The following is a 14,155-nucleotide window of genomic DNA, read 5'->3' as shown; positions in this document are numbered from 1 at the left end:
GCTATTGGTTATTTGGTTGGCTTCTTGGTCCTACGGGTTCTAGTGGGTGCTTTGGTTGGTTTTATGGCTTCCTTCTTCTCTTCTCTGTGGGCCTGCGGCTCAGGCTCGCAGCATGCACAGGGTTCGGGCAGAGGCTCTTCCAAGAGGATGATATGCTGAGGAGCTGATACTAATATGGCCCGTGCTTCGGAGGGTACTGCCAGGGTAGTCAGGGTGAAGTCGGGAAAGGCTTTCATCGTTCCCAGGGGATCGGAGATGCCTAGGTCGGCTACTTTGGCAATAAACCATTTCAGTACTTCTATTGTAATAAGCTGTTCTTGTTCCGAATACCGATTCCAATTCAGCAATATCCTTTCGGCTATTTCAACTATATTTTGGTCTTGGTTGCGGATAAAATCCCAGACCTCTTCGGGGCTAATAGGCTTGAAGAGTGGTTCCGTTTCCAGCAACAAATAGCTCCTTAATAGTTTGTCTAAACTCGATAGTAGGGTGTGGTTACAACAGTTACATTTTATGACGAACAACATAAAGTTGCTGATATAGTCCACATATGGTCTTTTTTCGATGAAATGAATGACTGCCGAGGCATATACTTTGCCCGTAAAAGGCACATCCACATCGGCACTGTACACCCAGGGGGTTAGAAACTCCAGAAGCTCATCGTTGAGGACTTTGAGGTAATAGCCTTTGTCCACTCCTTCCTTAAACTGAACGTGGAAGGCTACCAATATTTCTTCATAAATGGGATTCCGTGCATGTACTTGTACGAAAGGAGAGGCCTTTTTTTGAAGGAATGCTTCTAGTTCTAACAACACCCGTCGGCTGGTACGAGGCTGTAATATATTGATGGCGTTTCGGTTCTTTAAGTTCGCTACTGGTACCACCAATACGTGGCCTGGCGCCACTTGAGGTCCGCAGCAGATCGCCAAGTCGGCGAGTTTTTTAACGGATTCTCTCTCCGCCGCAGCCAGTTCTAGTACCTCTCTACCGGTAGTATGGGTGGTTGGATTATTACCACCCTCTTCTTCTACCTCATTGGGGAGTCGGGTGTCTACTTCTTCTAGGGCCTTGTCGATCCATTCAATATCTCGACAGTTACAGTTTGGGTCCTTATGGGTGATGGCCTTGACTTTGAAAATAGTAGGGAAGTTCTGTAAGGCCAGTTTTTCATAATCGTAGGCGCTGATGGCCCGATCTTTATGCCGGATCCTTTCGCTGGAGCGCATCCAAAAGGCCTTACCCACTTCCGACGGGATAGCACCGAAGGATTCGAAGGGTTGCTCTACTTTTTTTATTTCTGCTGGCTTGTCTATTATTTTTGTTACAGAACTCTCGGGCATGGGAGTTTGGAAATGCAAGTCCGAGTTTCCTTGGTTTTTGAAAGTGGCTTTTACCGCCTGAGCCATTATACCGATGAGATAGGGAAGTCGATGGCTGTCGGCGTCGACGCTCACGCATAGCCAATGCAGGCCGGTGGTGAGCAAGGTATTGTTGTTAGTGGCATCCGAAGGGATGTCGAGCAACACAATGCCCGTGGTTTGCAGCCCGAAGGTGTCGTCCGAAATGATATGTGACCCCGGCAGAGGAAGCCAATAATTGTTGGATAGGTAGGACCAGTGGATGCTTGGCGCATCTTTATCGTCATCCATACCCGTTCCTTCCGCTATCTGAAATAGGAGTGAGAGGTTCTGAGGTGGAACCAGGTTTTCGATGCCAATATATAAGCTACCTTCTTGCAAGGTCTTACCCGTATACTGGTTCTGCCCCAGGTAACCCACCTTTCTCATGATTTCTATGCCCGTCTTTTGCATAGACCTCATGGATTGGGACTTGGCGGCTGCGGATGCCCTTAAGTTGGTATTGAATTGCTGAAAGGTCTGCGAAGTGTTCAATATTTTCTGCTTGCTATTCCACAAGTTCTGGGTAGCGTCTTCGTCTAATTTTAAAGTAGTGGCGCCAAATTTAAACTGTGGCAAAAGCCTATTCTGGGAGGTTGTTAGGAGCCTGTTTGCCTGTAAGGCTTCCGAATACGTTAGCTGAAAACCGCTAAGGAGCTGGTTGATAGCCTGATGTTCATGGATGATGGTTTCGGCGACACCATAAGGATACACCTGGAAAATTTGGTCATATTCGGGGTTGACTTCCAGTATTTCGGCATAATACCCTAGATTCAGGGCATTGATTTTCGATCTCTGGGCTATTTGCTGCCTCAAAGTAAAATCACTGCTGCTGTTAAAGTGGGGTTCGTCTAGAATTAACTTTAATTGCTGAGCCGTATCGGTCGACTGTGTCGTATTCACACCCTTTCCATCTTGCCACACCGGTTCTATGCTTATGTTTTGAAGCCCTCTTTTGGCCTTCATCTCGGCACTGTCGATGGTGAGTATGGAGCCGTTGTTAGGGATCAGCGTAAAGGGATAGAAGGCCTTATTGGTGGGTTGCAGGCCTTGCTCGTTTTCAAGTACCACAGCGGTATGATTCGTCACATTGACGGAAAGGAAAAAGTCGCTCCTTTGTCTAATGGCCAACGCATCTAATAGTTCGGCATCGATACCCTCTTCCTCCAGGTTGAAAGTTACCTGAAGCACTGGTTCTGTAGTGGGGTAATGGAAGTCGGTATGCTGTGCTGGGTCGTAGGGGACTAGGGCCGGGGCATTAGGCGATAGATGAATGCTGAAAGTTCCTTCATTGTCGAAAGAGTAAGTGGAGGTCATTGGACCCGATTTTATTTCCGAGTTTTGCAAGTCTATCCAGCCCTGATCGGTGGTAAGTTGAAGGTTGAAATGACGGGATTGTAGGTTTTTTTGAGACAACCCCGCTATTCTTAACTGGATACTCCTTTGGCCATCGCCCAGCCGTAGTTGTGGGGTTGCTACCGCAAAACCGATACGGGCATAGTTAGCCCCTTTTAATGTCTGGATGGTGCCACAGGGAGTAGGTCTTTTGACGGCATCGGCGCCAAAGGGGTGCCATTTGCCATGATCCTGCTCGAATGGTTCGCCATACCCATCTTGTGAGTCGGCTATAGGACGCTCATAGAACAAATGTTTAGGAATAGACTGGGAACTACCCTCCTGGTCCTGGTCAGGATTTCCAATGGAATAGGATTGTATGTACAGATTTTTTATTTCCTTCACCTGGGCTTTATTGACTACGATTTCACGGTTTGTTTCGTACACCTGGTCGATCCCCAGAGCGTCCTTCCCTGCCGATAGTGGGGTTCCTTCTTTTAGCGCAAAGGCTTCTTCGCCTTTGGCTAGTTCAAAGATCAGGTTGACCTGGTCCGATACTGCCTCCTTCTCGGCGAGGTGCAAGATATCCCTGTAGTAGTAGTTGAGGTGTTTTTCAGTTAAGCCATTCAGCTGTTCTTGGGCCAGCTGAAATAGTTTCAGGAAGGCCATAAACAGAGCCATATGAGGCTGATGTTTTGGATATTTTTCCAGGGAATAGCGAAGGTATTCTTCCGTCCCTTCGAGGATGCCCTGCATGACTCCAAAGCAGGCATTAAAGATGCTGTCGACCTCCAAGGAGGCTTGGAATAGCTGTTCGGGTAGCTGTGTTCCGCTATAGAGCTCCGTGTTGATGAGGATATTGGCCTGGTCTAAGTCCCAGATAGCATCGTCGTGAGGGGCAAATTCTAGTCCAAGATCTTGGCCGCTATTGATGAGCATGGCCGATTTGTCTAAAACAAATATCCGCATCACTTGAGCCCGCAGGGTGGAATCGATGGCCAGTTCGATGTCGCTACGGAGCGCGAAGCCGCTTATGCTCCTATGCATCCAACTGTCCAGCTGAGTACAAATGCCGAGTATAGGATTAAAAAGGGCGGTGAAGGAGGCTATGTCGGGGCCACTTTCGAAATGGTTCCTTGTTTCAATATAGTCTTTTTGTACCTGCGAAAGGTCAAATTGGGCCAGAGAAGCCGCCAGGACGGTCAGGTCTTTCCTGAAAAATTCCCGCCAGCTCGGTTGTTGAGGACAAGGGTCGTTGGGTAGGGTAAAGAACCGAATATGACTCGCATAGTTCTTGGCGTACAGCAACAAATCATTGAAGTTGCGGTCGTCAATTTTGGCATATGCAGGATCCAGGGCCGCAAGGAACCTGGAGAGCTGTCCCGACCCATCGCGGGAAATTTCCGACTGACACTGACAGTTTTTCATGGCTTAAGATTCGTTGCTTCATGGATATAATAGGGGTACACATAATTGTAGCGGGTATTGGTGGTCACTACCGAATAGTCGACCGAAATATGTAGGATCCCTTCCTGATGGTCTATGATAGAGCTTACCCCATGGACTTTGATACGTGGTTCATGGAGTATAAGCGCATCCTGAACGATTCGCTCGATCATGGCCTTATTGGGCGTGTTCATGGGTGCAAACACATAGGGCTGTAGGTCGCAGCCGAAGGTGGGCTGCATGACCCGCTCTCCAAAGGCGGTGGAAATGATGATGTAGAGGCTGCCTTGTAGGTCCACTACTCCATCGTTATTAGCGTCGAGTCCCTGAATATCGGCCTCCCCACTGAGCATCTCTACGCCATCGCAGTGGAAGGTGGGGGGAAAGCCCCAGCCGGTGCCGAGGAAGGATTTATCATTGGTTTTCATAGGCCATTTTGGGTTAATAATTTTACAATTAGCCTCCTATTTGGACGGTTACACAGCCCGTGGTGATGGTGCCACTATGAGCGGTGCTGTCTCCGACCCTGGCGGCGGGCTTCCCGTTGATGATAACCGAAGAGGAGCCGCTGGATATTGAGTTGCTGTCGGAGGCCTCGGCCGGGCACACGCAGGAGTCGTTTTTACGAGCCGCTGGCTGTTTGCCTATAAACACGTCGGTACTTCCGGCGGGGAGTATCTGTCCAGTACCATGTGGTACCGGTGGCGAGGATCCTGTGATGGGTTTCAGACAGGCATGCATATCGTTTATACGGGCGGCTGGAGGCATATCAATTCAGATTTATAGGTTTACCTTCTACAGTTACAATCAATTTGGAGCTGATGGTGATCCCTGAGGAGTCCATTTTGATCGAGTTATCAAACTCATCCTTCAGTTCGATCTGGCTTTGGTCCAAGGTAATGGACTTCAGGGTACTGGCGTCTTTGCTGCCCACCGGTACGGTGATGGTCGTGGATTTATTTTGGTCGTCGAATACGATCTTCATGCCCTCCCTACTTACGTACCCCTTGGTAGGGTTCCCCTCGGCGGGTGTTATAGGCGGGGGGAATTCCTGGCTATGGAGCATCCCCAATATGACGGCGTCGCGGGGGTCGTCGTTGATGAACCCGAGTATGACTTCGTCGCCGATCTCGGGGCGAAAGAGGAATCCTCTTTGGTTGCCGGCATCCACGGAGGCTACCCGAGCCCATATACCGTCGGTCGATAGGCTTACCATAGGCAGCTTAACTTGCACCCTGAAACCTTGATCTGGGTCGCCGGCTATGGCTTGCACCACGGCGATCTGTAAGCCGTTGACACCCGGCAAAAGGCCTGCTGCTGGCTTTTCTTGAATGTCGTCCTTTTGGAAAAACCATTCGTCTGACCAGCCAAATTGTATGTCTGTCAGATAGTTTCCGTTGTATTGATGCAATACCCCCGTGATAAGCACGGGGCCATTAAAGCGATCGCCGACCCCGTCGAGGGTGATTTTATGCCCTGGTTTTAGGGTAGGGCGGCCCGATACTTGCAGGCGACCGTAGACCTTGGACATATTTTTCCTGAGGGCATAGGAGTCGGCCCATTGTCGTAGCTGGGGTTCGGGAATGTAGCCACTGTGCTTGAGTTCCACATCGGCCCCCAGCACGGCGCCCAAGTCGGTAGAGGTAATATTGCCCGTTTCAGGAAAGGACGAGGTGCCCGTAATGGGTTCTATGCCCGCTTGTTGTAAGTAATTCCAGGAGGTGCTGGTCGTGGAGTTAGGCTGGTGCCGCACGTCCATCTCCGCTTCGAACTCAATAATATTATTGGTTCCTCCATAGGCAAAGGTGAGTCCACTGTCCTGATCCATTTCCGGTTTTTTGATCACCAATTTGCCATCGTCGGTGAGTACCATCATGGAGTTGGCTTCGGCACGGGTAAGGATAAAGTCCCAGTCGGAGGTGGCGTATTGTACGAGCTGCTTATGAGACACCGTGGTCGGTTCTACTTCTTTTTCGACTACGGAGCCTATTATTTCTTCCATCACCTGGCTATCCTTCAGGCCTGTTCCTACGAAGGTTTTATTCTTCCTATGGGTAGTTAGTTTTATGGCCTTATCCTTGGCTTCTACCTCCAGGTAAGAGCCATTCCTGATTTTAACGGTATGCCTGATGATGATCCCTTTAAAAATAGTACTCGGGTTTTCGTCGTAGCCCAGGCGTATTTCTATCTCTTGACCAGGCTTAAAGAGGTCGGAATTGCTCTGAGGGAAATCCATGTCGGCCACGCTACCATCGTCTATCATCAGCTTGGCAGTGGCCACTTTGTTATACACTTTTGATACCGAAAAGCGTATCACATTGATTTCATTAGACAGAGCGGTTCCATTGATCAAAATTTCCTTTGAAACTTGGTCTGTGGGGGTATCCCCGGCTCCGGTTAATGCTGACGTGAGGCTCATTGTTTCGAAATAGGGGGTAAGGTAAGTTGGCTATTGGGTTGAAGTTTCCTGAAATTCTTCAGTTTATTGGCCCTGGCCACCTGCAAGTAATAGCGCTGGTCGCGGTAGGTCTTGAACACGATGGTGGGCAAAATATCCCGTTCTTGCACACTATAAAGGTGGGTAAGGTCGGGTGAGGAGAGCATGGAAGTGATAGCACTAAAAGCATTATCGGTCCATTCGGTAAAAGTGGCCGTTACCTTGGCGCGCAGGGGTAGGCCCGTCTGATCGAATAGGTTATACTCAATGGAGGAGGAGGTAAGCTGGCATCGGCTGATAAAAGTCCCCCATTGTACAATCAAATAATTGGGTTTGTGTAACAGACCGTTGATCAGCGTGGTAGCCTCTCTGAACAAAGCGACTTGCAATATGACGGGAATGACCTTCGGGGAGTTGACTCCCGTACCATCGAGGGTGAAAGTAATCGAAAAGGTACGTGCCTTGGTTTGCTTGTATTTATGCGCTTCGCCTTCATGGCCAGGATTGGGCTCACAGGCATGGGTGATCGTCTCCTGGAGGGTAAAGTTCTCCGGATTAAACATCGTGATAAATGGCACCCCAATAGGATATCCCTCCTTGGCGGTAGGGATGATCTTTAAATTGAGAAGCATTTTTTTTCCAAATTCTGCCGCTGTCATTATCGTTCTTGTTTATTTTTTAAAATTTCCAATACCTTTTCTACTATTTCGTCTACGCCCGACCCATCTGGCGACACGGTGGGGTCGCAGTTTTCGGTAGGAACTGCGTTTGGAGTGCTGCTGGTAGGGCTGGCCACGATGGCTCGTACCACCACTTCATTGACTTGTACGGGCATATTTACAATCGTTTAAAATTCTGATACGCTAATTCTATGGTTTCTACCACCACCTCGTTGGCATTGGCTTTGAAGTCGGACATCTGCCATTTTACAGGAAAAGCGTTATTGACTTGCCAAGTGCTCAGTGGATCGCCATTTTCGTCCATCAACTCCACGATCACCGTACAGGGTGAAAAGCTAATATTGAATTGGTTGAAATAACTGTCCACGGCGTTGTCGAACCAGGCGATAAGGGCCGAATCTTTAAGCATGCCCCTTTTAAGAACCAGGTTGGAATACTTGGCCCGCTTAGGGACCTTATAAGCGAACTGAGGAGCGGCACCATCCCGTATTTCGTCTAATTCGACTTCCATGGTGAGTCCGCCGACTTCCTGAAAGCGGATGTCGTCGTCTGTAACTCCATCAATTCCTTGAAAAGTCACCTTGAAATAAAAGCCCACTGGCGGATAGTATGCTCCCATAATGCTTATCCATTGCTTACGGTTAGTCCTTCATGGGCCAACTCAATGGACTCCACGGCTATTTCATTTCCTGTGGCCTTCAGGCTAGGGCCTTCTACCTTGACGGGGAAGGCTTGTTTGATGTTCCAGACCATAGCTGGTAGGTCGTTCTCATCCAGCAGGCTTATGATCAGGTCCTTACGGCTGATGGTGTTCAGTTTGACGGTGTTTAGCCAGTCATAGAAGGCGTTGTCGCCTTTGATAATCCCTCTTTTGAGGGTAACGTTATTGACCTTCTGGATGCCCGGCATCTTCATGGCCGACTGCTGAGAGGTAAGTCCGTCGCGGTATTCGATGATTTGGATTTCCTGGGTGAGTCCGCTAATTTCTGAGAAAGCGACACCAAGGGTGGGGTCGGAGGCATTCACTTCTTCTACCTTGAAGCGAAAGACCGGAAGTGGATATGGCATAATTTCAGATGATTAAGGTTAGAAAAAACGTAATGAGAATTAAGAAGTCTGCATCATATGCGAAAACTTCAGGATAATAAACTCGGCGGGTCTGGCCACAGCCATGCCTATTTCCACATTCATTCGGCCTTCCAGAATGTCGATGGCATTCATGGTTTTGCCTAAGCCCACCTTCACAAAATAGGCCTCTTCTGGCTTCGCTCCGGCCAGGGCACCTTGCTGCCATTTCTGATACAGGTAGTTATCGATCATCCCCTGTACCTTTACCCAGGTAGAGGCTGTATTAGGCTCGAAAACGGCCCATTGAATCGATTTTTTGATAGACTCTTCTACTACCATAAAGAACCTGCGGACGTTGATGTAGCGCCATTCGTTATCGTTGCCGTTCAGGGTGCGGGCTCCCCACACGATGGGCCCGTAGCCAGGGAAAGTACGGATGACATTAATGGATTTTCCGGACAGGCTGTCCACGTTTAAGTTCTCTTGTTCGCGGTTAGAGATATCAAGATTGGGCTTGATTACGTTTCGGACGGCTTCGTTGGCTGGTGCCTTCCAAACCCCCTTGGCACTATCTACTCGGGCATATACGCCCGCCATGGCTCCCGAAGGAGGTAGGGTAACATAGGCGGTGTTGACGGCCGCTTTTAGTTTTACATAGAGCGCAGAGCCTGGGCCTATGGCAGAGATAGGGCCGCCCGCATAGCTAGGTACCGGTACGCCAGTGAGGGCCTTGGTATGGGTTCCTATGGTGAGTGCATCGAAGTCGAAACCATGGGAATAGGTAGTTTCCAGAAAAGGGAAATAGGCGGCAGCGTATCGGTTTTCGGTAACGGATCCATTGGCCGCACTTCGGATTATGGCCACATCGGCCGAAATGGTCCCGTTGGGGTTGGTGGTTGATTCCGGTGTCACCACATGTGGATCTATCAGTGCCAGGCGGTCTTGCAGGGTAGAGGCCTGGGCAATCATTTTCTGAACGGTCGAATTATAATCGGCCGTACTCATATAGACCATTTCGGGCACACAGAGCATAGTGGGCTCGTCGTATTCCTGAATGAGGTCTAGTCCTGTTTCAATCTCTCCAGGAAATACGACCGGATTAGGCTGTAAATTGACTGCTACGATGTAACAGGACCCTCCACCGTTGTCGAAATAATGCTTTACAGCATAGTACAGGTTGTACTGTAGTAAGGAGGCGGGGACTTTGGTTACGGTAATTTCATAGTCGATGGTGGTGCCGGTGGCGGTTCCATCGCTGGTTTTTTCGTTGATGTCGATGGCCACCCCGGCACTGGACTCCAGTGGTGGCCGGCCCAGTCCTAGGCTGTTTTTCCCTGCATAGTAGAGTAGGAACTCCGACCAGCTGTCTATTTTATGCGCTTTCATTAGCAAATCACCATCGGCATATCGTTTGGCAATTTCGGTGTATCCTATAAATGCTGGAATGGCTGAGTCGACCTCTGCGACGGATGGCGGTATCGTCGATATTTCGTCGATGTACACGCCCGGTGTGGCTAGCTTAGTGATCATGATTTAGGATTAAATGTTTATAGTGATGTCGGAATAATACAGATTGCTTTCTTCTTTTAGTAGCGCCAAGTTGGGAAGGGGGAGTTGCTCGATCTTTTCGTTCACTCCGTCTTTTAAGTTAATCTTGACTAGGTTCGGTGGACTTCCTCTCAGAAGTGGGTCTTCTTGGGAATCGAAATGGACGTCGGAGGTGAATACGGCCTGTGTGGGGCTGCTACTGCTGAGGGTGAATAGGGCGCTACCGTCGGAAATGGCTACGGCCGGGGCCGCCAGCGGATTCCTAATCATGTTGACAGTATATCGCCAAAAAGTTTTTCGTCCTTGCAGGCGTAGTAGGTATTGAGGGCGATCGCTGGTGAGGCTATTGTCCGGCTCTAGGATTTGGTAATTGGCTGCCGTTCCACTGAAAAATATTTCTATGACACCGAAGACATTCTGTTGGTTGCCTATATAGTAAAAGGTATCTTGTACCACACCCGACACCTCGAGTTGGTAGCGCCCCAAGGGGGCCGCTCCAAGGGAGAATGAAAAGGTAGTGGTTGCGTTGGCTTGGGTAGTCGATAGGGGAAGTACGATTTCGGGTCCGTCGAGGGCCACCACCTTTGCGGCGGTGGAGGGGAGTAGTCCAGGGGCCAGGAAGGAGTATGCGGCCGGTTGCGTGCGTAAGAGGTCGTCGGTTGCATTGACGGTAGGCTGGGTGCTCATGCGCAAGTCGTTCCGGGGGTCGGCATGGCTGCCTCTATTATGCCCATAGTACACAAAGCCCCCATTCAATTCCTTAACAGCCACCTCAGAAAATCCCTGTATGTCCTGGTTGATAAGGGTCACCAGGAAAGTAAGGCGAGTGGCAGGGTCTATCTTGCGGGCCAAGGCCATGAGGCTTGGGGTTAGTCTAACGACCTTCCCCCACAATTTAAATCCATTTTGATTTTTCCTGAAAACCAACCCCGTGTCCCTTAAAAAGTCCTGTGTGGATGGGGCAGGGCGTACTTCGAAATCCTCCTGATAAATAAGCTCGGAGGGGTATTTTTCATTCCTGTAAAAGGTATTCCTTACTGAGAAACCAAATAATTCGCGGTAAATCATCATGGTGCAGTCGGTTTAGTATTAACACCTTATTGTTTTAGGTTAGGCTACTTTTAAGGTCCATTTCTATAATTGGCTCGGTGGACTCGCCTTGCATATCGAAAAAGCTTAGCATACGGACCTTGTATAGAATATGGGGCAAATGCTTGGTACCCAGAGCAGCCCAAAGGTTGTTTTGCTGCTCTAGGGTAAGCGTGTGTATGGTGAAATCAAGACGTTCAATGAGACGCCACGGACGAGCCGTCGGGTCAGTCACGCTGGCATTCATAGCAGGGAAATGGTTCTTGCTAAAAGTTTGGTTTACCTGAAAAAAACTGATTACGTTGCTGATGTCATGAAGGCCTTCGAGGTAGTCGATGGCCGTGGCCGTAAAAAGGACATACAAATTGATGGTGACGGGGGCCCGCAACTTAGTGAACTTATCGGAATCGTTGGGGATATAATGCGAACGTACTCCTTCTAGACGTTCCTCTTCCAAGTTTATAAGGGTTATTTGCAGGTGCTTATCCAGATCGACAGTAGAGCTCCCCGATGCCGAGTAGAATCCTGACACCTTGGCAACCGAACCATTGGTGAGGTAATTGAGGGGTTCTTTGTTATAGCAATACGACGATAATTCCGTTTTGATAAACTCTAAAGCTGTCCTGATCATAATAGGTTTTGTTAAAGGTTTTATGTTAAAACTTAGGGTGCTCTAAATGGAACGGAAACCAGTTAGGTAATATGCTTTCGCATACTACGAGCGGGTTTTCAGTGGGTATGACCTAGGATATTCTGGTACTTGAGGAGGTGTAGGTCTATGCGTTGGTTATTCTACTAAAAAAATCCAAGTGAACGAATGCTATAGATGTCCACTTTCGTTGGGTTTAGTGGGGTAGCGTTACAGATTGATATATTAGGTAATTACACATGTACGAATTATCTACATGAGTAATTGGCCCTAATATTTATTTTTAATAAAGATTATATATAAAATAGGATTATGCAATTATTATTCTTTAAAGTTAGTAAACGGTAGCGATCTGATATTTTTGAAAGTGGGATATAGAAATTCTAGTTGGACAATTTCATGCGCAGGACGATTAATTATTAACATACGGGGGACTTGCCCTTGACCCCTTTGGTTCTGAATAGGGGGCCCTTGATGTGCAAGGCGTTATAAATTTCCCATCTATTTTTAGCCTTTTTCGATGCTATGAATAATTCTACGATTCGAGGGGATGGTTTGAGCTAAATTTATGGTAAAATTGAATTTATATTTTAATCTATTTTGCTCTTGAATCTATATGATTAAACAGTATCCTCGTTTTCTGTTCACAATACTCGTGACGCTAGCTATCTCTTCCTGCAAAAAACCGATACAGGGGAAGGTGAAACCCAATATTTTGTTTATTTCTATTGACGACCTTCGTCCTACTTTGGGGGTATATGGTGATCGGGTGGCCATTACTCCCCATATTGATCAGTTGGCATCCGAAGGGATGACTTTCAGGAAGACATTTGCACAGGTGGCCGTTTGCGCTCCGTCGAGGGCGAGTTTGATGACCGGCCTAAGGCCCGACTCCACCCGTGTATGGCACTTGGGAGATAAATTTCGGGTGATTGACCCCCATACGGTAACCATGCCGCAGTTTTTTTCCAGACATGGATACCATACCGTCAATATTGGTAAGATATTCCATAATTACATGCCCGATTCTGTATCATGGGATGAGCCAGACTTACGTCCCTCCCGTTATCTGCGCAAAGAATGGCTGGATAGAGACGGTGAAACGTTTTATATCAGCGAGGCCATTAACAACTCCCAGGCTATCAAGAGGGATTCGCTCCTAAAATTGGCCCCCAAAAGGTATGCAGATGGGTGGAACACGGGTCCCGCCTGGGAGATGGCCGAAGTGCATGACACCCTATACTATGATGGTTCTCAAAACGAACTGGCTAAGCGTACCCTTTCCCGGTTGGCCATGCGTAAAGAACCCTTCTTTATGGGGCTCGGATATTTCCGCCCACACCTTCCGTTTGCAGTACCCAAAAAATACTGGGACTTGTACGATCGGGATGAAATACCCCTAGCCCCTAACCCAAATGTACCTCAAGATGCACCAGGCTATACGATGAACTCTATGTATGAATTGCGTCATTACGATGGGTTCAATGCGATAGGACATCCACAGTCTCCTTACCGCATGGGGGAGGATACTGCACGTATCTTAAAACACGGGTATTATGCCAGCGTTAGCTATGTAGATGCATTATTGGGTAGCCTCATTGCTCACATGAAAAAGATAGGGATCTATGAAAATACGATTATTATTATTTGGGGCGATCATGGCTGGAAATTGGGCGATCATAATAGCTGGGGAAAGATGACGAATTATAATATCGACTTGCAGGTTCCGCTGATAGTCCGTTACCCTAACCAGAAAAACAGAGGTGCTCACACCTTCGAAATAACGGAGCTTGTCGACATGTTTCCTTCACTTTGTGAGCTGGCGGGGATAGAAGTGCCTGCCTATATGCAAGGAACGAGCTTTGTGCCTCTAATTAATGAACCAGATCGTACCTGGAAAAATGCTGCTTTTAGTCAATTCCACCGTCGGCCACAAGAGTCTGCGGACGGTAAACGCTATATGGGGTATTCTATTAATACCAAAAAATACCATTATATCGAATGGTATACTTGGGACCATAAAATGGGGTTAAGAGGGGAGAAGAAAGGTGCGGAACTCTATGACGCCCAAAATGACCCCAACGAAACCGTCAATATCATCGCCGACTCCCAGCTGCAAGGGGTAGTCGCCGACTTGTCGAAGCGACTCGAACAGGGCTGGCGTCATGCCCTTCCAAACTAGGGCTCAATATATGCCCTTTATAATCATTATGGTATTTTTCAAATAAAATTTGTAATTTTATACAAACAAACATTTGGAAACCATGATGCATGGACAATATTGGGATATGGGTTGGACCGTCATTTGGGGAGTATGGGTAATGGGTATGTTGTTGTTTTTGGCCATTTACCTGTTTCTAAATGATTCAAAATCTTTTGCACGGGCCGGTGCTGGGAAGTTCAGAAAACGGATGCATCGGAAGCAACACGGTCAAGGTGAAATGTCAGTAGAAAGTTAAAAAGCCAGCTACCATTGAAATCTTCGACGGTAGCTGGCTTTTTGGAT

At 48.1% G+C, this 14,155-nt stretch carries 13 protein-coding genes; 2 read left to right on the top strand and 11 right to left on the bottom strand.

Going from position 1 to position 14,155, the window contains the following annotated elements:
* Nucleotides 1-8: 8 nt before the first annotated feature.
* From CLV98_RS14765 to CLV98_RS14720, 11 genes are read right to left on the bottom strand one after another with little or no spacing between them, the layout of a single operon-like run.
* On the bottom strand, nt 9-4,160 hold the full coding sequence (locus tag CLV98_RS14765; protein ID WP_109675240.1) for a baseplate J/gp47 family protein: 4,152 nt from the start codon (nt 4,158-4,160) through the stop codon (nt 9-11).
* A complete protein-coding gene (locus CLV98_RS14760) occupies nt 4,157-4,606 on the bottom strand; it encodes a gp25 family contractile injection system sheath assembly initiator (protein WP_109675238.1) in 450 nt (149 codons plus the stop codon). Before CLV98_RS14760 ends, CLV98_RS14765 begins: the two co-directional genes overlap by 4 nt.
* Nucleotides 4,607-4,634: 28 nt before the next feature.
* Complete coding sequence (locus CLV98_RS14755; protein ID WP_109675236.1) at nt 4,635-4,946, bottom strand: PAAR domain-containing contractile injection system baseplate protein; 312 nt, start codon at nt 4,944-4,946, stop codon at nt 4,635-4,637.
* A 1-nt stretch (nt 4,947) separates the two neighbouring features.
* Complete coding sequence (gene vgrG / locus CLV98_RS14750) at nt 4,948-6,597, bottom strand: type VI secretion system tip protein VgrG (protein WP_109675234.1); 1,650 nt, start codon at nt 6,595-6,597, stop codon at nt 4,948-4,950.
* Nucleotides 6,594-7,274, bottom strand: a complete 681-nt coding sequence (locus tag CLV98_RS14745; RefSeq protein WP_109675232.1) for a CIS tube protein — start codon at nt 7,272-7,274, stop codon at nt 6,594-6,596. Before CLV98_RS14745 ends, vgrG begins: the two co-directional genes overlap by 4 nt.
* Nucleotides 7,274-7,450 (bottom strand): DUF5908 family protein, encoded by a 177-nt coding sequence (locus CLV98_RS23450; RefSeq protein WP_158281267.1) that lies wholly within the window; start codon nt 7,448-7,450, stop codon nt 7,274-7,276. The genes CLV98_RS14745 and CLV98_RS23450 overlap by 1 nt, the downstream gene beginning before the upstream one ends.
* 2 nt (nt 7,451-7,452) lie before the next feature.
* Nucleotides 7,453-7,914 (bottom strand): phage tail protein, encoded by a 462-nt coding sequence (locus CLV98_RS14740; protein ID WP_109675230.1) that lies wholly within the window; start codon nt 7,912-7,914, stop codon nt 7,453-7,455.
* Nucleotides 7,915-7,919: 5 nt separating this feature from the next.
* Nucleotides 7,920-8,363, bottom strand: coding sequence for a phage tail protein (locus CLV98_RS14735; protein ID WP_109675228.1), 444 nt, complete (start codon nt 8,361-8,363; stop codon nt 7,920-7,922).
* Nucleotides 8,364-8,402: 39 nt separating this feature from the next.
* Complete coding sequence (locus CLV98_RS14730; protein ID WP_109675226.1) at nt 8,403-9,893, bottom strand: phage tail sheath family protein; 1,491 nt, start codon at nt 9,891-9,893, stop codon at nt 8,403-8,405.
* Between the two features lie 9 nt (nt 9,894-9,902).
* The gene (locus tag CLV98_RS14725) at nt 9,903-10,982 is read right to left on the bottom strand and encodes a hypothetical protein (protein ID WP_109675224.1); all 1,080 of its coding nucleotides are present in this window, start codon (nt 10,980-10,982) and stop codon (nt 9,903-9,905) included.
* 34 nt (nt 10,983-11,016) lie between these two features.
* Nucleotides 11,017-11,631 (bottom strand): contractile injection system cap protein, encoded by a 615-nt coding sequence (locus CLV98_RS14720; protein WP_109675222.1) that lies wholly within the window; start codon nt 11,629-11,631, stop codon nt 11,017-11,019.
* A gap of 634 nt (nt 11,632-12,265) precedes the next feature.
* On the opposite strand from CLV98_RS14720, the gene CLV98_RS14715 reads away from it, so the two are divergent.
* A complete protein-coding gene (locus tag CLV98_RS14715) occupies nt 12,266-13,831 on the top strand; it encodes a sulfatase (RefSeq protein WP_109675220.1) in 1,566 nt (521 codons plus the stop codon).
* Between the two features lie 82 nt (nt 13,832-13,913).
* Complete coding sequence (locus CLV98_RS14710; protein ID WP_109675218.1) at nt 13,914-14,108, top strand: hypothetical protein; 195 nt, start codon at nt 13,914-13,916, stop codon at nt 14,106-14,108.
* Nucleotides 14,109-14,155: the final 47 nt, after the last annotated feature.

The organism is Dyadobacter jejuensis (assembly GCF_003149085.1).
GTDB lineage: Bacteria > Bacteroidota > Bacteroidia > Cytophagales > Spirosomataceae > Dyadobacter > Dyadobacter jejuensis.
The sequence above is the reverse complement of the archived record's forward strand: the minus strand, read 5'-3'. Positions and strand labels throughout refer to the sequence as shown.